Origin of the sequence: Entomoplasma freundtii (genome assembly GCF_002804205.1) — a bacterium.
GTDB lineage: Bacteria > Bacillota_I > Bacilli_A > Mycoplasmatales > Mycoplasmataceae > Williamsoniiplasma > Williamsoniiplasma freundtii.
Genome location: NZ_CP024962.1, coordinates 359357 through 383757 on the forward strand (window position 1 = coordinate 359357; position 24401 = coordinate 383757).

Annotated in this window: 18 protein-coding genes, 1 tRNA gene and 1 pseudogene; 10 read left to right on the plus strand and 10 right to left on the minus strand. The window is 34.3% G+C overall.

All coding sequences use genetic code 4. From position 1 onward, the window contains the following. Nucleotides 1–50 precede the first annotated feature (50 nt). Genes EFREU_RS01580 through EFREU_RS01590 form a run of 3 tightly spaced genes read left to right on the plus strand, consistent with a single transcriptional unit; the run spans nt 51 to nt 4163 of the window. Entirely contained in the window at nt 51–2360 is a 2310-nt protein-coding gene (locus tag EFREU_RS01580) for an AAA family ATPase (RefSeq protein WP_100609283.1), read from the plus strand. A gap of 11 nt (nt 2361–2371) precedes the next feature. Continuing rightward, nucleotides 2372–3574, plus strand: coding sequence for an N-acetylglucosamine-6-phosphate deacetylase (nagA, locus tag EFREU_RS01585; protein ID WP_100609284.1), 1203 nt, complete (start codon nt 2372–2374; stop codon nt 3572–3574). Next, the gene (locus EFREU_RS01590; RefSeq protein ID WP_100609285.1) at nt 3513–4163 is read left to right on the plus strand and encodes an MFS transporter; all 651 of its coding nucleotides are present in this window, start codon (nt 3513–3515) and stop codon (nt 4161–4163) included. The genes nagA and EFREU_RS01590 overlap by 62 nt, the downstream gene beginning before the upstream one ends. Before the next feature lie 34 nt (nt 4164–4197). Here EFREU_RS01590 and dinB read toward each other — a convergent pair whose 3' ends face one another. The 5 genes from dinB to EFREU_RS01615 all read right to left on the minus strand — a co-directional run bounded on the left by dinB (nt 4198) and on the right by EFREU_RS01615 (nt 8666). Further along, complete coding sequence (gene dinB, locus EFREU_RS01595) at nt 4198–5481, minus strand: DNA polymerase IV (protein ID WP_100609286.1); 1284 nt, start codon at nt 5479–5481, stop codon at nt 4198–4200. Between the two features lie 11 nt (nt 5482–5492). After that, nucleotides 5493–5702, minus strand: coding sequence for an exodeoxyribonuclease VII small subunit (locus tag EFREU_RS01600; protein WP_100609287.1), 210 nt, complete (start codon nt 5700–5702; stop codon nt 5493–5495). Between the two features lie 19 nt (nt 5703–5721). After that, complete coding sequence (xseA, locus tag EFREU_RS01605) at nt 5722–6942, minus strand: exodeoxyribonuclease VII large subunit (protein ID WP_100609288.1); 1221 nt, start codon at nt 6940–6942, stop codon at nt 5722–5724. Nucleotides 6943–6950: 8 nt separating this feature from the next. Beyond that, entirely contained in the window at nt 6951–7355 is a 405-nt protein-coding gene (locus EFREU_RS01610; RefSeq protein ID WP_100609289.1) for a transcription antitermination protein NusB, read from the minus strand. A gap of 207 nt (nt 7356–7562) precedes the next feature. Further along, a complete protein-coding gene (locus EFREU_RS01615; protein WP_100609290.1) occupies nt 7563–8666 on the minus strand; it encodes a MupG family TIM beta-alpha barrel fold protein in 1104 nt (367 codons plus the stop codon). A gap of 591 nt (nt 8667–9257) precedes the next feature. Here EFREU_RS01615 and EFREU_RS01620 point away from each other — a divergent pair. Genes EFREU_RS01620 through EFREU_RS01640 form a run of 5 tightly spaced genes read left to right on the plus strand, consistent with a single transcriptional unit; the run spans nt 9258 to nt 15488 of the window. Continuing rightward, a complete protein-coding gene (locus tag EFREU_RS01620; RefSeq protein WP_100609291.1) occupies nt 9258–11054 on the plus strand; it encodes a PTS transporter subunit EIIC in 1797 nt (598 codons plus the stop codon). Beyond that, nucleotides 11047–12414 (plus strand): M17 family metallopeptidase, encoded by a 1368-nt coding sequence (locus EFREU_RS01625; protein ID WP_100609292.1) that lies wholly within the window; start codon nt 11047–11049, stop codon nt 12412–12414. The genes EFREU_RS01620 and EFREU_RS01625 overlap by 8 nt, the downstream gene beginning before the upstream one ends. After that, nucleotides 12350–13507: a M24 family metallopeptidase gene (locus EFREU_RS01630; protein WP_100609293.1), complete on the plus strand. Its 1158-nt coding sequence runs from the start codon at nt 12350–12352 to the stop codon at nt 13505–13507. The genes EFREU_RS01625 and EFREU_RS01630 overlap by 65 nt, the downstream gene beginning before the upstream one ends. Further along, entirely contained in the window at nt 13488–14273 is a 786-nt protein-coding gene (locus tag EFREU_RS01635) for a MurR/RpiR family transcriptional regulator (RefSeq protein ID WP_157844562.1), read from the plus strand. The genes EFREU_RS01630 and EFREU_RS01635 overlap by 20 nt, the downstream gene beginning before the upstream one ends. Before the next feature lie 3 nt (nt 14274–14276). Beyond that, entirely contained in the window at nt 14277–15488 is a 1212-nt protein-coding gene (locus EFREU_RS01640; protein WP_100609295.1) for a MalY/PatB family protein, read from the plus strand. Nucleotides 15489–15544: 56 nt separating this feature from the next. Here EFREU_RS01640 and EFREU_RS01645 read toward each other — a convergent pair whose 3' ends face one another. From EFREU_RS01645 to EFREU_RS01665, 5 genes are all read right to left on the minus strand, one after another. Beyond that, nucleotides 15545–16417, minus strand: a complete 873-nt coding sequence (locus EFREU_RS01645; protein ID WP_100609296.1) for a deoxyribonuclease IV — start codon at nt 16415–16417, stop codon at nt 15545–15547. Between the two features lie 36 nt (nt 16418–16453). After that, on the minus strand, nt 16454–17302 hold the full coding sequence (locus EFREU_RS01650; protein ID WP_100609297.1) for a riboflavin kinase: 849 nt from the start codon (nt 17300–17302) through the stop codon (nt 16454–16456). Between the two features lie 78 nt (nt 17303–17380). Beyond that, nucleotides 17381–17456 (minus strand) — tRNA-Lys (locus EFREU_RS01655). Between the two features lie 120 nt (nt 17457–17576). Beyond that, nucleotides 17577–20219, minus strand: coding sequence for an ABC transporter permease (locus EFREU_RS01660; RefSeq protein WP_100609298.1), 2643 nt, complete (start codon nt 20217–20219; stop codon nt 17577–17579). 107 nt (nt 20220–20326) lie between these two features. Then, entirely contained in the window at nt 20327–20635 is a 309-nt protein-coding gene (locus EFREU_RS01665) for a hypothetical protein (protein WP_100609299.1), read from the minus strand. Nucleotides 20636–20708: 73 nt separating this feature from the next. On the opposite strand from EFREU_RS01665, the pseudogene plsY reads away from it, so the two are divergent. Beyond that, nucleotides 20709–21479 (plus strand): annotated as a pseudogene (gene plsY, locus EFREU_RS01670) (glycerol-3-phosphate 1-O-acyltransferase PlsY); the annotation flags it as partial. 238 nt (nt 21480–21717) lie between these two features. Next, complete coding sequence (locus EFREU_RS01675; protein WP_100609301.1) at nt 21718–24366, plus strand: MOLPALP family lipoprotein; 2649 nt, start codon at nt 21718–21720, stop codon at nt 24364–24366. The last annotated feature ends 35 nt before the right edge of the window (nt 24367–24401 follow it).

Below are 24401 nucleotides of genomic sequence, written 5' to 3' on the forward strand. Positions count from 1 at the left end.
TTATCTTAAATTTAGGTCAAATCCTAAATTTTTCATTTTAGGAGGAAAAAATGGGAACAATGCCACTTTCAAACGAACCTAAAAAACTTGAAGGAGAAGAAACTACTCTTAAAATTTACCGTGGTTACTTAACAAAATTTTTGATGCAAAAAGGTTGTACTTGAGGCCTTGGATTATTCGCGAGCGAAGATAATGATAAATCGCAAATTCGAATTAAGGGTCATATTACTAATATGAAGACGCGTGTGCTTTATGAAATTCGTGGCCATATGGAAACTCATAATAAGTATGGTACTACCTTTGAAGTGGAAAGTTATGCAGTCGCTGATACTTTGACCCAAAAAGCGGCTATTAGATACCTTTCTGGAGCCACGTTCCCTGGCATCGGGCGTAAAACAGCTGAAATGATTGTTGACTATTACCAAGATGACACAATCCGCAAAATTAAGCGTCATCCCGAAAGCCTTAGGGAGGTGCCTAATTTACCACCTCATTTAGCTGAGATTATTATTGGCCGACTAAAGCAAAGTCCTTTGGAAGATTTGCGCCAAACTTTTTTTGAGAATAACTTGAGTGTTCCTTTATTGGAAAAGATTACTGATTTAACCAATGATTCTGAAGAGATTCGTGAACTCTTTGTGAATGATTTTTATAGTTTTGCGCGCAACAATAATTTAAAACCAATCGCGAAGATAGACGAAATCGCTCTCTTCTTTGGCGAAGACAAAAATAGTCCCAATCGAATTGGCCATTGAGCCGAGGCTGTGGCTCTACAAACTATTTTCAATTCTGGTCATACTTATTTGGATTTGGATACTCTAAAAAAAGCACTCCAAAAGCGATTGAATATTTATGATGAAATCATAATCAGAGATGGTTTAATGTATGCTAAAAAAAACCGCTTGCTTTACTTTGAAAAAGGTAAAATTTATCCCCGCGAATCTTGAGAAGATGAAGAAACCATTTCTCAAGGGCTTGCCGATTTGCTGCAACCAACCCTTAAACTAACGGCTGTTTCCAAAACGCGTTTTAACCAAGTTTTAAAAAAGGTGGAACTGGAACTTGGCAAGATTTTAAATATAAATAATTTTCATTTTGATGATGGCCAAATTGAAGCCTTAAGAATGTTTTTAAAAGAACCAGTATTAATCGTTTCTGGGGGACCTGGAACTGGAAAAAGTACCTTGATTTATGGTTTTATTTTACTTTATCGGTACCTATTCAATCATCCTCCTGTGGGCGTTGCTACTCCAACCGGAAGAGCCAGCGCTCGTTTAAAAGACATCGTTGAAGGTTTAAACCCGTCAACGATTCATAAGTTACTTGAGGCCAACGAAAACGGTACTTTTGGTTTCAATGAGGATCGTCCTTTAAACTTTGAATTTATGGTTCTAGATGAAATGAGTATGGTTGATAACCATGTCTTTGCGCAGTTCTTAAAAGCCAAGGGACCTTTGAAAAAGCTCGTCTTAATTGGGGATTTTAACCAGTTACCACCAGTCAACTATGGAAATCTCTTTGCTGAATTAGCAACCAATAAAAATTTTGCTTTTATCAAATTGAAAACTATTCATCGTCAACAAAAGGGGAATGGAATTATCGATTTAGCAAGCCATATCGAAAATGGAACCTTAGAAAGTTTAGACTGACATAACTTAGGCAATGTGGAAACGTATTTTGACCAATCATCGCAGGATAATTACAAAACCTTACAACTTGATTACCAACTTCACTTAAACAATATTGAGAAATTTGCTAATGCTTACCAAATTATTACTCCTTTTTATGCTGGATCCTTAGGAATTGAAAACCTGAATAATTTTATCCAGGCTAGTTTTAATCCAGCTCTAGTGGATAAGAAGACAACCAAAAGTAAAACTTATCATCGTGGTTTTTATACTTATGCCTTAAATGATAAAGTGATGTGTTTGAAAAATAATAGTGAGCAAGATTTGACTAATGGAGAAATTGGGACTATTCAAGATTTAAGTTTTTTAGACCAAAAATTACATCAAGCAAGTGTAAAGTTTGGTGATCATAAGTTAGTTAATTTAACTCCTGACCAATTTGATGATTTAGCCTTAGGGTACGCTTGTAGTGTTCATAAGACACAAGGAAGTGAATATCAACGTGTTGTCCTGATATTAGAGTCAAGTTCACGTAATTTTTTCTTAAATCGGAAACTAATTTATACAGCGATTACTCGTGCTAAGGAGGAATTGTTAATTATTGGCGATGAAAAGGTTCTTTTGGAAGCTTGTAAGCGCGAACCAAAGCCACGTTTTAGTACTTTAGGAGTTAAAATAGAAGAGAAACTGCAAAAGAAACAACAAAGTAAAAATAATAAGGAAGAAGAATAGGAATTCATATAATGCTTTTAAAAAACGGGAAAATTGTTTTAGAAAACGAAATTATCGAAGGTTACTTGGAAATTGAAAATAAACGTATTAAGGCTATTAAGGCAGGAGATACGTCAAAACTAGGAATCGATTTGAAGGGAAATTGGATACTTCCTGGTTTTATCGATGTTCATGTTCATGGTGGATATGGTGTGGATTTTGAAACTGGCGATCAAAGTCGTTTCCAAATATTTGCTGAAAATGTTGGCCAAGAAGGAATCACCAAATATTTGCAAGCCTCAGTCACAAATAGCCTCGAAGCTAATGATCACTATTATAGTGAATTTGGTAATTTTATGACAAACCAAGAATTGACTAACAATCTCACGCAAGCTAAGTGCCTTGGAGCCCATTTGGAAGGACCTTTTATTGATCCTAGTCGCAAAGGGGCTCATGAAGAAAAGCTACTTAAAAAGCCAGATATTGCTTTATTAAAACGTTGAAATGATTTAGCTAACCATAAAATTAAGATGGTTACTTATGCAGCTGATTTTCAAGATGGTTCGTTTACTCAATACTTGGTTAATGAAAACATTATTCCCTCAATTGGTCATACGAATATGACTGCCAAAGACTTTGAACGTGATTGGGCTTTAGGTGCTAAACACATCACTCATCTTTTTAACGGAATGAGTGGGGTTGACCAACATCGTCCAGGCTTGGCCGTTGCTGGTTTAATTCATGATGATGTTCTAGTAGAAGTGATTGCTGATGGAATCCATTTACAACCAGAAATCTTGCGCTTGATTTACAAAATGAAGGGTCCACAAAAAATTGCTATTATTACCGATGCAATGAATGCTAAGGGTTTACCTGATGGAGATTACCTCCTTGGACAATTACCGGTTGTTAAAACGGGGATGAAGGTAGCTTTAAAAAGTAGTGGAAGTTTAGCTGGTGCTGGTGCCACTTTTGACCATAACGTCCGTACGTTTTATAATACAATTAAAATGCCAATGACCGATTTAGTTAAGATGACTTCACTTAATGTCGCAAAAGAACTAAAAATCGATGATCAAACAGGCAGTATTGCTGAAAACAAATTAGCCGATTTAGTAATTATGGATCCTAATTTGGAAGTGCAAATGACAGTCGCTGAAGGGGGGGTGATTTATGAAAAATTGGAAAGTAACGCCAAAAACGTATACATGAATCAAGCCATTAGTAACGGTTAGTTCCATTTGTCTCTTAATCAACCCACTGTTTATTTTGCTAAAAGTGATTCGTCAAGATAGTTTCTTCGTGAAAACATGAAGTGCTTTATTAATTGTCAACTTAGTGCTTTATGCTATAGCAATTCTTGCTTTTCTAGTTTATTGAAGTTTAAGAATTAAGCTAATTCACCAATCACATTATAAACAAACAAAAAAAGACCGTAAACTCCTTTGAAGTAGTTTAAGTGTTTATAGTTTGGGCTTTTTAGCTGAAGGGATTTATTTACTAAGTGGTTTATTAATCAAAGATAAGTTGCCTGATGCCTATGTTAGCTTTGGTATTCTTTATGCTTTTATTATCGGAGGAGTGATTGCTGGAGCAGTTTTAGAAACAGTTTCCCGAATCCCTGAGCAAATTTTTCTCCTTCAAGAAGAAGAAAAAGAAATTCGCAAATTAAAATTAGCAAAACGTGAAGAAATTTTACATCAACAAACGACCGAAAAGGACATTGTTGATGCTGTAAAAAAACAACGCACTCCAGAAGCTCAAACATTTTTAAACCGCGAACCAAAACCCCAAAATGAAGATGATTTCAATCCCTTTGCTTAAATCAAAATAAATAAAAACCTCCAGATGGAGGTTTTTATTTACGCTTTTCCTTACGGATTTCTTGATTCAGTTTAACTTCTTGATAATCTTTCAGATACTTTCCTTCTTGAATGTCTAAGTGACTACCATAATAAACTTTTTGTGATTTTAAACGGTGGTTAATATCCCAAAGCAATTGGTTCACATTTGCTTGGATAGAAGGGCAATCATTTTCAGTCAAACTCAGTTGGTGGAAATAATTATTTTCTTGCAATTTATGAAAAGTGACGCCCAAAAGAATAACTGGTTTTCCTTCAAGGTAAAGTTTTTCAAAGCATTCTTTGAGAGCAGCAAAGATTGTTTCTAGATTGGTTGTTGGTTGGGTTAGGCTTAATTGACGACTTTGACGTTTTAAATGTTTGAGTTTATCAAAAACTTCTTTTTTTTCGTTAGCTCAATGGTAGCGAAGTGAGACACCAACACCTTGAGTCACCATTTGCTGACGATTTAAGCGAATCAAGTTATTTTGCGTTAAGGTAAAAAGCAAGTCTTCCAACTCTTCAAGGTTAGTTAAAGGAATTTCTAAAGTAATTTCGTGAGAAATTGATTTGGGTTTTTGTAAATAGGGGTTAATTAAATCACTACTTAGACCCAAGGCTTGTTTCTTAAGCACCGAGCCATTTCGACCAATGGCTGCTAAAAGGCGTTCTTCATCACACCTTACTAAATCACCAATCGTTTGAATTTTGAGTTCGTTGACTAATAACTTATGAGTAGCAAGACCAACTCCTTGCATTTTATCTAAACTAATAGGTCAAAGTTGCGTTGATAAAGTCTCAGGCCAAATTTCCGTTTGTCCATTTGGTTTATTGAGGTCCGTAGCCATTTTAGCTAAAAATTTAGTGTAACTAATCCCAATGGAACAAGTAATACCAATTTCTTTTTTGATAGATTCCCGGATTTTTTGGGCCATTCTAGCTGGGGAACCATATTTTCCTACGATAGCTGTTACGTCTAAAAAAGCTTCATCGATGGAATTCAATTCAACTCTTTTGGTGAATTTTTTTCTAATCAAGGACCAAACTCTTTGAGAAGTATGACTATATAAAGAAAAATGCGGTTCCACTACTACCAAATTTGGGCAAAGTGCCAAAGCTTGATAAAGAGGCATCGCAGTTTTGACGCCGAATTTACGAGCCTCGTAACTTGATGTTGTGATAATAGAACGCCTACTTTGGTGAGCAATAACTAAGGGTTGATTTTGAAAATTGGGATTCACCATTTGTTCGCAACTCGCAAAAAAGGCATCCATATCTAAATGAAAAATCACTTTTTGCATATTTAAAAAGTCTAAGCTTCGAAGTCTTCTAACTTATTATCGGCAAGCACTTTTTGTACTTTCATTTGGTAGCCTTCAAGTTGCTTTTTCAGGTTGTTAATCTTTTTTAAATTTATTTCAAAAAGATCGATCGATTCTTGCAAGCCGATATCACTATTACTCATTTTTTGAAGATCATCTTTAATTTCCTTAACAATTTCATCATAGGTTTTTGTAGTCATTTTCTTTATCTTCCTTCCGTTAATTATTTTCAGAGTTAAGAATAATTCTCCGTACTTGCGTTTCCACAAGACCCTCTTGAGCTTTTAAGTTAATTTTATCGCCAATTTTCAAAGTCCTAATGTTCGTAATTACCATTTGGCTTTGGTTGAGCATTAAAGCATATCCTTGTTCCAAGGGGTTATAAGGATTCACAAGGTTTCATTGAAGAGTTAATTGTTCTAATTCACTGGCCTTTAGATTCAGAATAAGATCCATTTTTGTGAGATTGAGATTGTAAAGGTTGGCCAGTGTTTGTTGGCTTAAATTCAAGCCTTGATTTAAAGATTGTGACAAAAAATTGCTAGCTGTTTGTAACCATTTACTTTTAGCTGCTATTAATTCTAGAATTGTTCGACTTCATTCTTGTTTTAACCAAAGCAAGTTTTGTTGTAATTCATCACGACTGGGTGTCACTAATTCAGCTGCTGCTGTTGGTGTCGGAGCTCGCAAGTCACTCACATAATCAATTAACGTAAAATCTGGTTCATGTCCAATCGCGGAAATGGTGGGAATTGAAGCTTTCCGAACTGCCTCTAAAACTTCCATTTCGTTAAAGGTTCATAAATCTTCATAACTTCCACCACCACGGGCGACAATGATTATGTCAAGTTGTGGAAGAAAAGCATTTGCTTGGGAAATTTTCTTAGCGACATCGTAGCGAGCTTGAGTTCCTTGTACTTGCACAGGAAAAAGAAAAACCTCAATTAAAGGAAATCGGCGTCCAATGGTGGCCAATAAATCATGAATGACAGCTCCAGTATCAGCGGTGACGATCCCAATTCGCCTAGGAATACTTGGAATTGGTTTTTTAAGAGATTTATCGAATCAACCTCTTGTTTCTAAATAATGATAACGTTCTTCGTATAGTTGTTGAAGTTCACCTTTGCCTTCCAAGGTAACATCTTGAACATCAAAACCAATTGAACCACCCATGATATAGTACGTTAACCGACCAAAGCAAGTAATTTTCATTCCCTCTTTAAGTTTTCATCGGTGAATTAGTTCGGCCTTATCTTTCCAAACCATACATTTTAAACTCGCTTTTTCATCTTTAATAGAAAAGTAAACATGTCCAGAACGATTAAAGGTAAGGTTGCTAATTTCCCCTTGAACAAATAAGGTACGGAAATACTCCGGAGCTTCAATATACTCTTTGATTAACTTATTTAAAGTGCTGACTGTGAAAACTTGGTTGGCCATAAAACTCCTTAGATTTTATTAATTTTCTCTAAAAGGGCATTGATAAATTTTCAATGTTGATCAAGACCATAATTTTTGGCCAATTCGGTCATTTCGTTTAGTGTAACTGGTTTTGGCGTATTGGTCATTTGAATTTCAAAAGTTCCTACCAACAAAATGGCTTGGACTAAATAAGGTAAGCGCCCTCATTTTCATTCTTGAGAAAGATGCTTTTCAGCCTCTTGCTTTAGATTAGGCAATTCAGTTGCTAATTGTGTCGCTAATTGTAAAGTTTCTTCATCTAAAAAAACTTGTGTTTCATCAAGAAGATCTTGTTTAATAAAGTCTTCATTTGCTTCCATTAATAAGTAACGGTAAAATAGTTGGACCAAAATGCTGCGGCGTTTAGCCATCCCAATAGTCTTGTCTGTCATGTTTATTCCTCAATCTTATATCTTTATACAATCATTTTATTATAACAAAATTTGATATTCCAAAAGCAACCAATTTAATCCGGTTTCAATGGTAAAGTTAACCTTTTTAGCAAATTTCCAAGGTCAAATACTCGGTTCCTTGAGCTTCTCCTTTTGGTCAAGTTAAGCCAATTACTTCTATACCATTACCAATTGTTTTTAATTCATTTATTTAGTATTCCGAAAGGAAAATCTATCTCAGCCACGCATAAGTTTTAACAAGGGGAGATCATAAGACTTTATATGACCGATGAAATTGACGGTGTCTTTCAATTCCTTATAATTATCTTGTAAAATGATGATTAATTCTTTTTGGTAATGCTTGTTATTACTATTAACGATGCATAAATCACCATAATTCAGACTTTGCTTAATGTGGTTTGGGGTAACTTCACCTTCCACATCAACGCGGGGGTAGGTTGACCTTACAAAATCTCCAGAAACATCGCCACGTCAAAAGTGATTTTGGTAATTGATAATTTCTTGTTCAATCGGTAGTAAATCATCATTAAGGTGAATATCAAACTCAAATTTATCAATCGTCAATGTCCCTCCAAATTCAACAATTTCTTCATCAGACATTGCTTGGTTACCGACATAAACTGATGAGACCAAATTGGTTTTAAATAAATATTTTGCTTGAGATCTGATTGGCAAGTTTCTAATAATTTCCAACGACACCAATTGGGGAACATCGTATTTTTGCGGTCCTTTTAAAGCTTGTAATGACCCAACAAAAGCACTTGTATGAATGCCAAGGTCCACAAATCTTTTTGATGATTCAAGAAAAGCATCTAAAGCCAAAGCACTATTTTTTAACGGATAAAAATTATGACAACCATATAAATTTTCCAATTTTGGTTTGAAATCCAAGATATTGGTAATGAAGTTGTCATTATTAGAAATATTGATCTGTAAGTCAATATTTCTATAAGATAAGTCAGCCACTATCTTTGGTAATAACGGCGAATCAAGTCTTAAGCAATCAATGCCAAGAGTTTTGAATTTATACACTTCGTCGGTTTTAAAACCAAAGATTGGAAAGGTCTCTTCAATAACATCTAAAACGTTATAATAACCCATTTCCTTGGCCATTAAAAAGACTTCCTGATATTTTTGGATTAGTTTTTCATCTGGTACTTTTCCTAAGTGAATTAAGGAAAAGAAAATTTTCGTCATATTATTTTTTTTGCACTTTTCTAAATAAGTTTTTATTTCTTCTAAAGAAAAATGCTCAGGATAAATAGAGATGCCTAATTCTTTTTTAAACATTATAAGATTCCCCTTTTTGTGGCTCTATTAAATTGAATTCTATTTTTTACTCTAATGAAGCGACTATCAACATTATAAGCTGAATATTTTTTTACCTTAATTGGGATAACAAGAATGGTTTATCAATTAATTCATCTTAATATTCATCAAATAATAAATTATCGGCACTCCCTCACTTGTTTAATTTATTGCTGATTATCAAACTTTAATAATCACCAGGATAAAGGATAATTCCCTTATTTTTTGACATATTTTTCTTCTCCCATTTCTATAACCATCACAATTATGTTAGTTCTCTATTCCAAGACTCATAAGTTTATTTTAAAACCATCAACCGTTTGTTTGCGAACTATATCTTTATCATTATCTAAATATTTTGTTTTGTCATCTTAATCTTTGTTTGATTTTTTTTGTAACTAACCGCCCTAGTGAATTTTTCAACAATGGAATAGATTTTACGGAATAGAAAAATTACTTTAGTATTGCCTCGATACTTTTAAATTATTTGAAAAAATTTTCACTAAATGTAAATTTAATTTATTTTTTCTCACAATAAAATCCGAACCTTATAATGAAAGCGCAGGAGGTATTATGGAAACTGACAAAGATTTACCAGAAAATAATAATTCTGACAAGAACTTATTAGTTCAAGCGTTGCCTAAGGAGAAAGTTGATTTAACAAAGAAACCTTCTTTTTTAGAAAAATGGTTCGCCCCAATGAAAAACAAAAAACCACGGAAAGATAATAAATTCTTCGGTTTTATGCAACAACTTGGCGGTACTTTTATGTTACCGGTAGCGGTGCTCTCGATCGCCGGTGTATTTCTCGGACTTGGTTCTGGTTTACAAAGTGTTGTAACGAATGAAGTAAGTCATGTAGGTTATACAATTTTAGGATTTATTGGTACTATTGGTCAATTTTTCTTTGATCTTTTAGGCCTATCGTTTACGATTGCCATTGTAGTTGGTTTAGCAAGCAATAATGCTGGATCCGCTGCTTTTGCGGCTGTTTTATCCTATTTTGGTACTTTAGCAGGGATGAACTTCATGATTGGTGTGCTTCCGCCTCATGTCTACTCTGTCATTTTTAATTCTGCTGGAGTGGAAGCTGAAACAATCAAATTAGTTAAACCAATGTTTGGTTTTGCCAAAGTTATGGATCTCTCAATTTTAGGGGCAATTTTTAACGGAATTATTGTTTGAAAATTGCACGAATTTTTTCAATATAAGCAATTGCCGACTGCTTTTTCCTTCTTTGGTGGAAAACGTCTCACACCGTCAATTTCTTTAATTGTTTTCCCAGTTTTTGGCATGGCATTAGTTTTTATTTGACCATGAATTGCTAAAGGACTATATTGAATGGGAGTAGGTTTTACTTATCTTGGTCATTTTGGCCCAGGCTTATTTATTTTTACTTCCCGTTTACTTTGCCCAACTGGTTTACATCATATGCTTAATGCCTTATTTTCCCAAACTGCCGTTGGGGGAAATTGAACAATCATCCAAAATGATGGAACAGAAATAATTGTGCAAGGAACACTTAAAGCAATGCAAGCCTTTTTGGGAAATGGCCAAATGATTCCCCCAGAACTAGCCCGTTGAATGACTGGTTCTTACATTTTACCGATTTTCTTTGGTTTACCAGCTGCTGCTTTTGCTATTTATATGGCGGCAAAAAAAGATCAGCGACCTGTCATCAAAGGTGCAATTATTTCCGGGATTTTAGCAACCGCGGTTGGCGGTGTCACCGAAACGATTGAATTTCTCTTCTTATTTATTGCGCCATGACTATATATTTTCCATGCGTTGATGGTGGGGCTTGGTTACATTGTCTTTTCACTTGCAAGAACCCAAATTGGTTTAGGTGGTGAACTACCAACATGAATTATTTATGGTCCCATTCAAGGCTGAGCAACGCGTTGGTGAATGGCTTTAATTTGTGGCCCTATTTGATCACTAATTTACTTCAATGTTTTCTATTTTAGTATTAAAAAATTTGATATTAAAACAATTGGTAGAACTGCCGAAATTAAAACCAATACTCTAATGAATAACTTTGTGGGTGATGCTTTAAAAGCTCCTACTGACAAAAATAAAAAACGTGCTAAAACAAAAGAAGCAAAGGTAAAGCCTGAAGAAATTATGGCTGAACAAATCTTGCTAATGGTTGGGGGATGAAACAATATTGATAAATTAACTAATTGTTTTTCTCGTTTAAGAATGACATTTAAGGAACCAATTGAATTAACCGATGAACAAGTGAAAGCAATTGGAGCTGTCGGCTTAATTAAAATTTCTGACACTAGCTATCAAATTGTTTGTGGCGCTAAAGTAGAAGGGGTACGTGACTTTATGGAACGTAAAAAGGTGTTAATTAGTAATGATTAGTATTCAACCAGAAAAAAAATATCCGATTAGTTTACGGGGCTTTTGCAAAGAGGAGAGTCAGTCCATTGATTCTTGTTTTCTTGATGTTAAAGAACCTGGCAATATTACTCTATCGGATAAACATGCCACTGCTTATGTTTACTTGGGTGACAAAAACAAAGTAGATTTTGATTTAGTTTATAACCATCTAAAAAATTTTCTTGCCAAAATTAGTTACGATTTAGATATTGATATTGATAGTTTTAACCCGTTAGCTAATGATAAAGTGGTTCAAGGAGTGATTCAGGCTTGTCTTTATGGTCACCATAACTTCTATACCTTGAAAGCAAAAAAGCCTCGGGAAGTAAACTTTAATCTCATTACTAAAAACAATCAATTAGAGAATATTTTAAAAAAGAATCGTTCATTAATGGAAAGCCTTAATGCCTGTCGAGATTGATGCGATTTACCACCTAATATTTGTACCCCCAAAGGGTTTGTAGAACTGGCTTCGAAATTTTTAAGACCATCTACAAATTTGAAAATTAGTACTTTAAATCGTCATGAATGTGAACAATTAGGCATGGGTCTTTTTCTCTCTGTAGCGCAAGGAGGCATTAATGAACCGCAGTTCATGATTGTGGAATACGAAGGCAACCCCGCAAGTAATGACAAAACTGCTTTTATTGGCAAAGGCATTACTTTTGATTCTGGTGGTTATGCTCTAAAACCCTTAATTGGGCAACGAAACGAACGCTATGATATGTGTGGCGCTGCAGCTGTTATTGCTGCCATGCATGGTATTGCGAAAGAGGCACCGAAAACTAATATTGTGGCTATTGCGCCCTTAGCGGAAAATAGAATTGGTGGGGGAACAACCCTTAATTCCTCGATTGTGACATCGATGAGTGGGCGCACAGTTGAAGTTGTTTCTACCGATGCTGAAGGACGTATGGTGATGGCTGACGCGATTACTTATGCCATTAAACACCTTAAAGCAACGAAGATTGTGACAGTAGCTACATTAACTGGAGCGATGATTATGGGCCTAGGCAAATATACTACCGGAGCCATGTCAAGAGATGACAATTTTTTTCAAGAATTTTGACAAGCAGCGCAAACGGCCAACGAACGGTTTTGACGAATGCCTTTAGAACCAGAAAGTTTTAAAGCAATGACAGAAAGTAAGTATGCTGATTTAAATAACCATGTTTGAATAAAATATAATCCCCCAGGTAATGCAGCAGCTTTCTTGGATATTTTTTCGGAAGATAAACCATTTATTCATATTGATATAGCAGGGAGTGCGTATATAGATGATCGATCAAAAGGAACAATGGTCAAAAGCATCATTGAATATGCTTGCCAAACAGGGCAATAGTAATACAAATCTTTTCAAAATTAGGCAACTAATTCTTGATAATAATATTGATGCCATTTTATTAACATCTAAACAAAACCGTTATTGAGCAACAGGTTTTTTAAATTCTTCAGGTTATCTTTATGTTGATTTAAAAAGGGCAATTTTGTTTGTTGATGGCCGTTATAAAACTGACGTTATCAATAAGGCAAAAGATTGTGAAGTTTTTATTGTGAAAAACGTTTTTGAAGATATTAATCAAGAAATTAATAAATTTGGGATTCAAAGTCTCGGAATTGAGTCAGAATATTTGACAAATAATTTTATTGAAATGCTTCAAGAAAAAGTTCAAGTCCCAATAATTAAACCGGTCTCAGTGAGGTCCCTGCGGATGGTTAAAACTAAACTAGAATTAGCAAAATTAGCTAAAGCTGCCGAAATTGGTGACAAAGCCTTAATCGAAGTCTTACGCAATTTTAAACTTGGCAAAACTGAGGACGAATTAGAGAACGAAATTTTTGCTTCATTTATTAAACAAAAAGCGGACAAAATCTTCCCAAGGGTGGTTTTGGTTTCTGGAGAACGTGGTTGTCTGCCGCATGGAAAGCCAACCGATAAAGTAATTCATGAAGGCGAACTTCTTACAATTGATTTTGGCTGTGTTTATGATGGCTATTGTTCCGATATGACGAGAACGGTAGCTATTGGCGAAGTTTCAGAAGAACTTCGGAAAATTTATCAGATTGTTAAGGAGGCTCAAGCAGCAGGGATCAGAAATGCCTATCCTGGTATAACGGGAGCGGAGTTACATAAAATTGTGTGAAATGTGATCGATGGATATGGATATGCTGACTATTTTGTGCACCAAACTGGTCATGGGATTGGATTAGAAGTTCATGAAGCACCAAGGGTGGCTTCCTATGACAACACAATTCTCGAAGAAAACATGGTTGTCACTATCGAACCAGGAATTTACATTCCTGGAGTGGGCGGAGTGCGTATTGAAGATATGGTCCAGGTTACTAAAGATGGTGGGAAGTGCTTAACAAAACTTAATAATGAATTAATAAATATCTTAGGAGAAGAATTAAATTTTGCAATCAACCGATATTAAAAATCTTTTACTTAACAAAACAAATGACCCTAATAACACTTACCAATTAATTGCTAAAACCATCTTAGAAAATCTAAACGATATGGATAACTTAAGCATTACGGATTTGGCTTTAAAATCAAGTTCATCTACCGCCACGATTACTAGATTTGCCCTTAGCTTAGGTTTTAGTGGTTATAAATCTTTAAAATACAACATTGTTTTATACAATAATCGTTTTGCTAAAACTATCCAACAAGCCGAAACCAAACCTCAAGACATCTTTTATGACACTTATAATCGCCTTAAATCGGAAAGTATTAATCAAATTATGTTATTGAAAAGACAAGGGGTTATTGCAACATTTGTCAAAGAGATTCAAAAAGCTTCCAAAACAACCATTATCGGTTTTTCTTTGGCAAAGGACCTAAGCATTATTTTTTCTCAAAGATTATCACGATTAGGGTTTAATACCGAAGTTATTTCCGATCCTAATTATATTGATGGTAGTATTTCTACTTTAACCTCTGATGATTTTGTTATTTTAATTTCTTTATCAGGTCACAATAATTTGGTTTTAAGTTATTTGAAAAAAATTCAAATCTTTCACCCAAAAACAAAAGTCGCTTTTCTAAACTGCGATGAAATCACTAATTTTAGCAATGTTATTAATGTTGATTTTGTTAGTGATGAATATTTGCTTTGAGATAATTACTCAATTGCTAGTCAAACTCTTTTGCAGTTTTGAGACTATATTTATTACGAAATTTTTAAGGAGATGAAATAAATAATGAGTGATTTTAAACCCTTGGATATTGATCGGTCGCATGTTAATGACCGACATTGGAACCTCGAAAGTTTAAGTCAAACTTATAAAATTAACCCAAATAGAGAATTATTTTCTTTATGAATTGGCGACCATGATTTTCAGGTGCCTATTAAAGTACAAGAAGCTATTCAGCAACGTTTAGCGGTTCCTGTTTACGGTTATGCTTTTTTGCCACAAACATTTTATGAAGCTATCATTAAATGAAATAAAGAACAATTTAATTTAACCTATAAAAAGGAAAATATCATCTTAAGTCATGGTACTATCGCCGCCATGATAATGACCATTAAAGCTTTTTCTAACCCCGGTGAGGCAATTTTACTTACTTCGCCGATTTATGGACCTTTTGGTGAAGCCATTAAAAATACTAATAGATCGTTAGTTGCTCATAAGTTGCTTTATAAAAACAACCGCTTTGAAATTGACTTGGCTTTGTTTGAAAAGCAAATCGTTGATGAAAAAGTTAAAATCTTTCTTCTTTGCAACCCACATAATCCCGGGGGGCAAGTATGAGATTATTCCATTCTTTTGGAAATAGTAAACATTTGTAAAAAACATAAAGTAATTATTTTTTCTGATGAAGTGCATCGCGACATCATTTTCAAAGAAACTAAATTTACTTCTCTAGCCCATTTTGAAAGTTTATATGACCAAGTTATTGTTGGTGTTTCGCCGAATAAACCTTTCAATTTTGGTGGTTTTAAAACCACTTACATTTTAGTGAAAAATGAATCGCTAAATAATTCACTAAAACAAGAATTGGTAAAGACTAAAATGACTAGTCCAAATACTTTCGGTGTCCCCGCTTTAATCGCAGCTTATGAATGTGCCGATTGGTTAAAGGATTTTAATGCTTATATTGAAGATAATTACCACTTTATTGTCAATGCTTTAAAAACTGAAAATGATTTAAGTATTTTTGACACTAACGCTTCGTTTTTCGTTTATGTAAATTTTTCCCAATTAACAACTAATCCTTCACTTTTCAAAGAAGTCATGGAAGCCAATAATATTATTTTGGCTTATGGTGATAGTTTTGTGCAGGACGGGGAATATTTCGCCAGAATTAATATCGGCATTGGTCGGGCCAAATTAGAACGCTTTGTTCAACAATTTAAGTTCGCACTTGCTGAGGTGCGAACTAAAGTAAATAAAATTAATTACATCAACTAAAGTTGCCAATTAAAAAAGAGAACTAAGTTCTCTTTTTTAATATTTTTTATTTAGTTTTAATCCAAATAATTGGTGAATTTCTTTTGTCTTAAGTCGGCAATCTCTTCTTTGTAATAAGCATGATTGTCAACTCAAGGAGTTTCCAAAATTTTAGGGACATCTTTAAATGTTTCATCTCAAGCTACTCTAACCAAATTATCAAAACCAATGGTACCATAACCAATGTTGGCATGGCGGTCTTTATGCGACCCCTTCGCATTCTTGGAATCATTAAGGTGAATGCAATAGACTTTATCAAGACCGACATTTTTAGCAATTTCAGCCTTAACACTATCTCAATCACCAATATCATAGCCAGCATCATTAAGGTGGCAAGTATCCAAACAAAGGCCAACATTCACTTTGGAATCAAGATGATCAAAAATATATTTAAATTGCTCAAATGTTATGCCGACTTCTGTTCCCTTGCCACTCATTGTCTCTAAGGCAATCTTGACAGAATATTTTTTGTCAGCAACTTGGTTTAAAGCACGAACGATTCGGTCTAAACCTTGTTGAACGGTCCCTTGAACATAGGAACCGGAATGGACTACTAAAATAGGTAGACCAATTCTTTCACAAAATGACAATTCTTTTTCCAAAATGTTGACACTAAAATGCCAAGTTTTTTCATTAATAGGGTTAGCTATATTCATTATAAAAGGGGCATGTGCTACCAAAGTTTTGGTACTTAGGCCGTTATCCGCTCAAAACTTGTCAAGGTTTTCAACATCCTTGGGACTATTAACATCTGGTTCAATATAATCTGGATCATCGCTATAAACCATAAAGGTATTTCCATCATCCTCAACGGCAGTTTTGGCGGCCTTTAAGAGATAACCAGGATGCGGAATAATTGGGACAAAAGGCCCTAATAATGGATATTTCATTTCATTGTCCTCCCATAAATAATTTTGTTTAATAATTTATTTAATGAGTTTTTTCAATGCTTGATAATCACTTGTCAATTTTGTTTTAATTTCTTCTTCACTATTTAAAGGCGTATTTTCACGATAGAATTGAACTAATTCGATAGTAATTACTCAACCGTAAATATCTTTGTCAAAGTCAAAAATATAAGTTTCTAAGGTCATTCCAAAACCGGGCGAATTTCAATAATCTGCCATCCCTCAATGGGGTTCGGTTTCGTTAGGAAGTCAAGCCTTAACTAAGTAAACGCCTTCCTTAATTGGTAAACCATTTTTAAAAATTAGGTTAGCAGTTGGGAAGCCAAGTTTCCGACCAAGTTGTTTTGCTTTAACAACTGCTCCTTTGACCTCATAATTCGCCCCCACTTTTTTATGATAATCAGTTAACTGGCCACTTAATAAGTCTTCTTTTAAACTTGGCAAGAAATTATTAGGTTGAGGAGGTTGAACAACTACAACATTATCATTCCCTAAAAGATTTTGTAAATCTTGAACAAAGGGATGATTTGCTAATACATAAATTTTGTTTGTATGAAACATAGTTTTTAAACTATTTATCGGGTTAAATTTCACAAGTGAATTAACAAGAAAAGGCGGAATTTGGTAATTAATGCCTTGTTGAACTCCAACTTTAGAGGCCATCGCCTCCACCCCATTATCACTAACAATTGGAGTTGGTTTTTCCACTCACTCAAAATTGATTAAGGTGCGTTTTACTTCGTGTTGGGAAACCGCTAATAGGGCACTTTCTTGATTAGACCATTGATTCCAATTGCCAACCAACCCAACACTTGGTTCTCAATCAAAATAAATCATGGTCATTGGATTATAGTTAATAAGTTTCACGATAACTCCTTCTTGTTCAATTATAAAAGAAAGGGACCAAAAAAATAAAAAAACCACTTACGTGGTCATTTTTTCTTTTGGTGCCCGATGTGGGAATCGAACCCACAACCCACTGATTAAGAGTCAGTTGCTCTGCCAGTTGCGCTAATCGGACATGTTTGTTTTACTATTTAAGTTTAACTCTTTTTAGGGTTTTAAACAAGATTAAAGCGTCTCCTAACTCCTTTTATAATTAAAAAAACTGGAGTAATTACTCCAGTTTTTTTAATTAATATTATTCGTTTCGGCTCATGATATCTTCATCACTTCAATTTGGTCGTTGGACCACATCATGATGTTTTTTCTCTCACCATTTAAAACGCCCTTCAAACGGATACATTTGGCGGCATTTTAAGTAAAGTGGCATATCAAAACCAGGTTTTAAAGCATCTCAATTATAGCGATAAACTTTTTTACCATTGGCTTTAACAAATTTTACAACTCTAAAGCCCATTTTATCAGGATTTTGTCCTAAGGCTAATAAAGCATTTGTCACCTTGTAGCCACGATATGATCCTCAATTCATTTCTTTATAGCGATGAGGTGCCCCAATGCCTAAACCAATGAAAAGGAAGATAGCAATAAAGAGGAAATAAGGTGCTCAATTACTCAAAATTACATTCGTTGTCATCGGCGTCGTGCCATTCAGAGAAACGCCGTAAATAATGGCGCCGGTTCCACGAAGCACATACGTAAACGGTACGATATAACTAATTGCATGGAAGAAACCAAATTGAGCAAACGCCGGGAAGGTTCCCCCTCCAGCTGCTAAAGACAAGACCATAATAATAATTGCCATGAATTTACCAATAGTTTCATCCTTGACACTAAATCAAAGACCTTGAATAATGAAGACAAACATCAAACCACTAGCCATAAACCACAATCATAAGAAGCACATTGCACTAGCACCAATTTGGTGGAAGCCACAAGCATAAGCGACCCAGATTTCAATGGTTGCTTGGAGAATCACAACAGTCCCCATTAACATTGTTTTTGATAAATACCATTGGCTAGCCGTTGCTTTAGTAACCCGTTTAGCCCGATCAAAGACGAAGGTTTGCATTAAGACACCAATTCAAAGCCCAATAACTAAGAAAAATTGTCCTAAGCCAATTCCATAGAGGCTATTTTTGCTGCCTTGGATAGTCCATTTTAATAAATCTCTTGGACGAATATCGCCTGTTAAGTTATCAACTAACTTTCCAGCAATAGCAGCGGGTCATTTATCTAGACCAATTAAGCCATGAAAAGTATTCGGGTTATTTTCCATGAATGAATTAATTTGTGTATTAAATTCTTGTTCATTGCCAACCCCATTAATGGCAAATTGACTTCCTGTTAGATTATCATCAGTTGGAAATATTGTCAGTTGTTTATGCAATTCGACAGGATCTCCAGTGTTAAAGCCCATATCCGCAAAGAAATCTCAAAGACGTGAATTTAATTCATCCTGAAGATCTGCTTGAACTAAGTCAGATTTATTTTCAGTCCCTGGACCATTATAATTTCATTGCCCAGTGACGATTTGGTAAAGAGTAGCATTAACCATTTCGTTATCTTTGACATCGTCTAATAATTTCGAAATAGTATTAACAATGAATTCGACTAAATCTGCACTAGCACCCGGAAGAACTTTTTTAATTATGTTAATAACCCCGCTAGTTTTCAAATCATCAATATTTTGGAAAGATTTTAATAATTGCCCTCCAACTTTTCCTTTTTCATATTTTCCGTCTTTTTCAAGAGCCCCAAATAAAGAATAAGGCGTTAAATTTTCGTGGTTAGCAATTCAATTAATATCGGTTGACCCACCACTTGAATCGGCCTTCCCCGTTCTTAACATAAAATAGTTATCATTGACATTAAAGCCAGGGATTTCCGGGTTGACTGCAGGATCATTAAGATCCTTCAAATCTTCACCATTAATTAATAACTTATTCATCAAATCACCAGTTAAAAAACTTGTGAAAAGGTTAGGAATCGCTTTGTAAATTAAACCAGAAGCAAAAGTTTCAAATGTTTGCATATAGTAACCAAAAATAAAGTTACGTTCAAAAGTAGTTCAAAACTCAAGTGGTTTTAAAATTTCTTTTCAATCATGCGGTTGATCACCTACGAGATTATCTTGGGCTGGTCAATGGTTAATGACAGTCCCTAATCATCCAAAAAAACTTGCACTAAAATCCTTAGGGATTTTGGCTTGAACATAGTAACGCGATCCCTGTCATTGGTCTTTAATTTCACTAGAATTTTTTAAATAATGAATATTGGTTAGGGCAATTTCGCCACCAATTTTCGCTGTTTTGAAAGTATATTCCGTATCGGGAATTGCTTCGTTTGTTTTTGGCAATAGCATTGCCTTGAAAACATCTCACAAACTAGTAATTGCTAAATCAGTATTGTCAGCAGAATAAGTAATTGGATTACTTGGGTCACTATTGATTCTCAATTGTTGTGGAGCTTCGCCATTTTGGATTTTTTGAACATAATCAAAAATTTCTTCGTCGGTTCCAAAATCAGTATTTTCTTCTCCTGGTCCATTAGGGTTTATTAAAGCTCCTAGTTTATAAGTTGGTAAGACATTTTCATCTTCCAAAGTTGAACTATCTGAAGAATTATCAAAGTGTTTTACTAAGATAATTTTGTGGTCTAAGTCCATAATGGCCATGGGTGCTTTCCCGATATTAGAAATCGGGTTTCAAAAAGCGACCATACATACCACCCCATAGATAATAGGCACTAAAGAAATCCCAATAAACTTAATGATTCGTTTACGACTCATTAAAATTCGGTCTTGAATTTCCGTGATATAGCAAAGTCACAAGGTTTTAAACCATGCGCCTATTCTCTTATAGGGAGGGAGATTTTTTTTCATTTTATTTCCTCCTCGCTTATATTTCCTCAATTAATTTAACGGTTTTGAAGAAAAATTAAGTACTTTTCGAAAAAGTACTTTTCTAATTCTACACCGGCTTTTCAAATTTAATGCTTTCTTTTTTTGGTTTCCATTGGAACCCCGGTTATTTTCTCGAGGTCTTTCTTTAACTTAAGAATTTGGTATTCATTTTTAATTACTTCTGTTTTTACTTCGATAGCATCCCGATTAAAACCACTACGTTCTTTCCGTTTTTGCAAAGCTACTTGGTAAATTACAAAACCAAAGAAAGGCAGAAAGAATAGAAGTCGCAAGTGACCTGTTACCTTTTTTTCCATTTGCTTTAAGAGTTTATCGAATTGTTTATTTTGGTTTTCAAGAGTTAAAATCTTCTCTTCAATTTCCTTTTTTGTCATTGTCATCCATTCTAAATAGTTAATTTTATCTAATTATCACTTCGTTATTATATAATTTTTCTAGTTGAAGAACATTAAAGGAGTCCAAATGCATTATTTAGGAATTATCTTAGGTAGTCTAATTGGTTACTTCATTGGCTCGATATCATGGTCAATTATCATTGTGCGTCAAGTCAAAGGAATTGATGTCCGCACAGTTGGTTCTAAAAATGCAGGGGCCACGAATACGATGCGAGAATTAGGCAAAAGGTGAGGGTTAGTCGTTGTCTTTTTAGATGGACTAAAAAGCGTCACAACCGCACTAATATGCTTCCTTCTTTCAATGATTCCGTCAACTTTATTTAGTGAAACGAGTTATTTCATTCCCGTCTTATTTGTGATGATCGGGCATTGTTATCCAATTTACTATCGCTTCAAAGGTGGTAAAGCCGTAGCTTGTTTTTTAGGTTTATTATGCATTGCTAACATCTTTTACTTGCTATTTTTCTTAGCTGTTTGGTTTATAATGGTTGCTATTTCGAAGCGCGTTAGTGTCGCTTCGGTGGTTGCCGCCTTATTAACGGGTTTACTTTTTATTTGACTACCTTGAGTGAGTGGGCTAAATAATTTTCCAGTAGCCTGAAATTCTTATGAACAATGAAGCGAAGTTTGAAGTAACGGTTGGTTACGTTTTTCGTGAATGAATTATCTTCATGAACCTGCTGGAAAAATTTCTGGCTATTGATTTGCGGATAGTTTATTAGAAATTAATATTGTTATTTTGGTCGGGATGGCAACCCTTGCTTACCGTCACTTTCCGAATATTAAGCGTTTAAAGAAACACCAGGAACCAGAAACGTTTCCTCACCTTTCAAGCGAAGAAAAAGTTCGTCTAATTAGCTACCAAAAGGATCGTAGTTTAAAAGGAACAAAAATGTCTTCCAAAAAAAGATGTCACTCAGCAAAAGGCTGCTGCCAACGTTTCAATAAGATGTCTATTAAAAGTAAATAAATTAAGACCAAATTGGTTCTTACCTTACTCCTTTACTAAATAAAAGCGAAAAAAATTAAAACCCCCTAGGGTATTTTAAGGATGAAAAAATATGAAAAAATTGCTTGCCATCTTGGGAGCTACTACTATGGTAGTTTCTTCAAGTGTCACCGTAGTGGCCTGCACTAACGGCACAAAAACGGAAAATAAAAATGATGATGGAGGGTCAAAAGTGACCGTTCCTTACCTAAATAGTCGTAATAATTTAGAAGGGGCTGCTTCAATAATTGCTAAAGAACTGATTTTAACTGATCAATTCCAATTGTCACGTTCAGATTTTGAACGAAAAATTAACGGTCGTCTTGCTAATGAAGAAATTAAAAATTTAAATAGACCAATTTTAGAAAATGAACAAACCAAAAAATGAAGCGATTCTACAAGTGTTAATAGTTTATTAACAACTTATTTCTCAAGTTCCTCATTGAACATGGATGTTGTCGATAAAAATATTAGTTTAACCGGCAACCGAGGAGCCACCGATGGCCAACTTTGGGCATTTTTGAAAAATAAATTTGGTCTTGATTTGGGTGAAAAAACCGAATTAATTGATATGGTTTTAAAGATGTTACCAGGAATTAAATCGGCTGATATCAAAAACTTAGCTACAACTTATTTACCCAAATTAAATGATTTAGTGGCTAAGTTTGTTGATGGTAAAAAGACAGTTGCTGAAGGTATTTCTTTAGCAGCAAAACTTATTTTGGGTGATCAAGATTCGGCCATTATGAAGATGATTAATGAGCGTCTAAACTCAATTAATATGAACAGTTGGATTGATGCTGACACTAAAGGAGAGTCTTTACTACCAGCTGGTTTAATTAGTTTGGGTAATGGAATTTCGACAATTATTAAAAAACAACAAACATCCCCATATTACAGACTAACGAAGGCTTCAATTAATGATGTAAAAGATTTAACTAAAAAATCAGGCAGTGCAGGTGGAAATTTAGGGAATGCTATTCGCGACTTAACTATTAAAGGCAAAGATAGTGCAGTGCTTGCCAATGATTTAGAAAAAAATATTAATATTTATGTTAACGGAATTAGTGATATTTTATTAGGGTTGCAATTCATTCAGGCTCACTTATTTTTGTTTAACGATGCCTGAAATTATCAAGATCATTTAAATACCCCTGATTTAAATCACCTTTTTAGTAAAGATGTTGATAATAAAAATTATGTCAAGAATGTTTTAAATCAAAACGTTTTAGATAACCAAAAATTTAAACAATTAAGTACCAATGACACTTCAACTTTGAATTTAAAGTACTTGTTAACAATTTTAACAAAAACTTTTGTTCCCTTAGACACTCAAAAAGATGCTCAAGGTCATCAATTGGCCAAGTTAATGTCTATCCTTTTCTTGTCACCGAATGATTTTCCAGTAAGTAAAGGAAAAGAAGTCGATGGCTTTTATGGAGGCCAATTCCTTGAATCGTTCTTAATGCCAATAATCGCAAATGCGATATCTAAAAAATTAGATTTAGATGCTACCAAGGCAGCAGGGGTCTCGATTGCTATTCAAAAAGCTCTGAAGGGAAGCATCATTTCATTTAATGAATTATTATTAACTGATAAATCAGTTTACGATAGTGCTAAGTTGATTATTCAAAATACTTGCGATACTCTTGACGAATATAAAAGTTTGATTCTTCCTAATATTGGCGGACTTCCCGAAGACAAACAAAAACTTATTAAAGCTTTATTGGATAATACTTCATCAATAAAAGTAGGGGTACCGTTATTGTTAAGGAACATTCCATTTATTGGTTCAGCTCATAGTTTTAATTCCCTTTATTTAGAAGAACCATTGCAATTAGAAGACTTTATTAACAAGATATTTGGCTTATTGGAAGGTAAAGGAGATCTTATCCCAAAAGATAAAGTCGAACCTATAAAAGCTAAAGTTATTGATATTAATAAAAAAATTAATGGTCTACTTAAGGACCGCGAATTTAACATCAAGAACTTACTAATTACTCAAATCAAGATGATTGGTGATCAAAGTGAAATGCCTTTATTATTTGGTGAACATTACCGTCAACGCTCTATTGTGAATATTTTTGCGGATATAGCTAATCAAAATAATATTGATTGAGAAAATGGTACTTACGATGCTTCATATAACTTTGAAATGTCATCACTTAAAGGTTTATGAGATAAGATTGTAACCTTGGATAAACCAACTCTTATTGAAGGTGGCAGAAGAACAACTAAAATTAACATGGTTTCAGCAATCTTAGAAAACCCAAGCAAAACTTCAGCTATTTTAGGGTTGGAAGAAAATGGAACCGTTCGCGAAACTAGTTTACTAAACTTCGTTTTTACGAATGTCCTAGGTATTAAAGATGATGGAAACCCAGACTCTACTGACAACTTAAACTTTTTATTTAATGTTACAAGTAACCTCTACAAAACTTTAAATCACCCAACAGTTGGAGCAACTTTTGATAATTTCTTTAGTAAAGTCTTTGATGAAAAAAGTTTTGATTTCCAATTTCAAGATTTGAAATTGGCAAGTGATGGTGTTGGTATTCTTTCAGAAACCGCCATTATTAGTTACCAAAATCCTTATGATAATACTGAATGAATTTATACATTGAAATTTGCCCGTAGCCGTGTTGAAAAACCATTCCATGTTTCTGGTTTTTCCAAACAAGCAGTTGAAAAAGAAGTTCCAGAAAACCCAAGCAGAACTTAGTTAATAAATATAAGAAATTAAAAACGACTCCTATT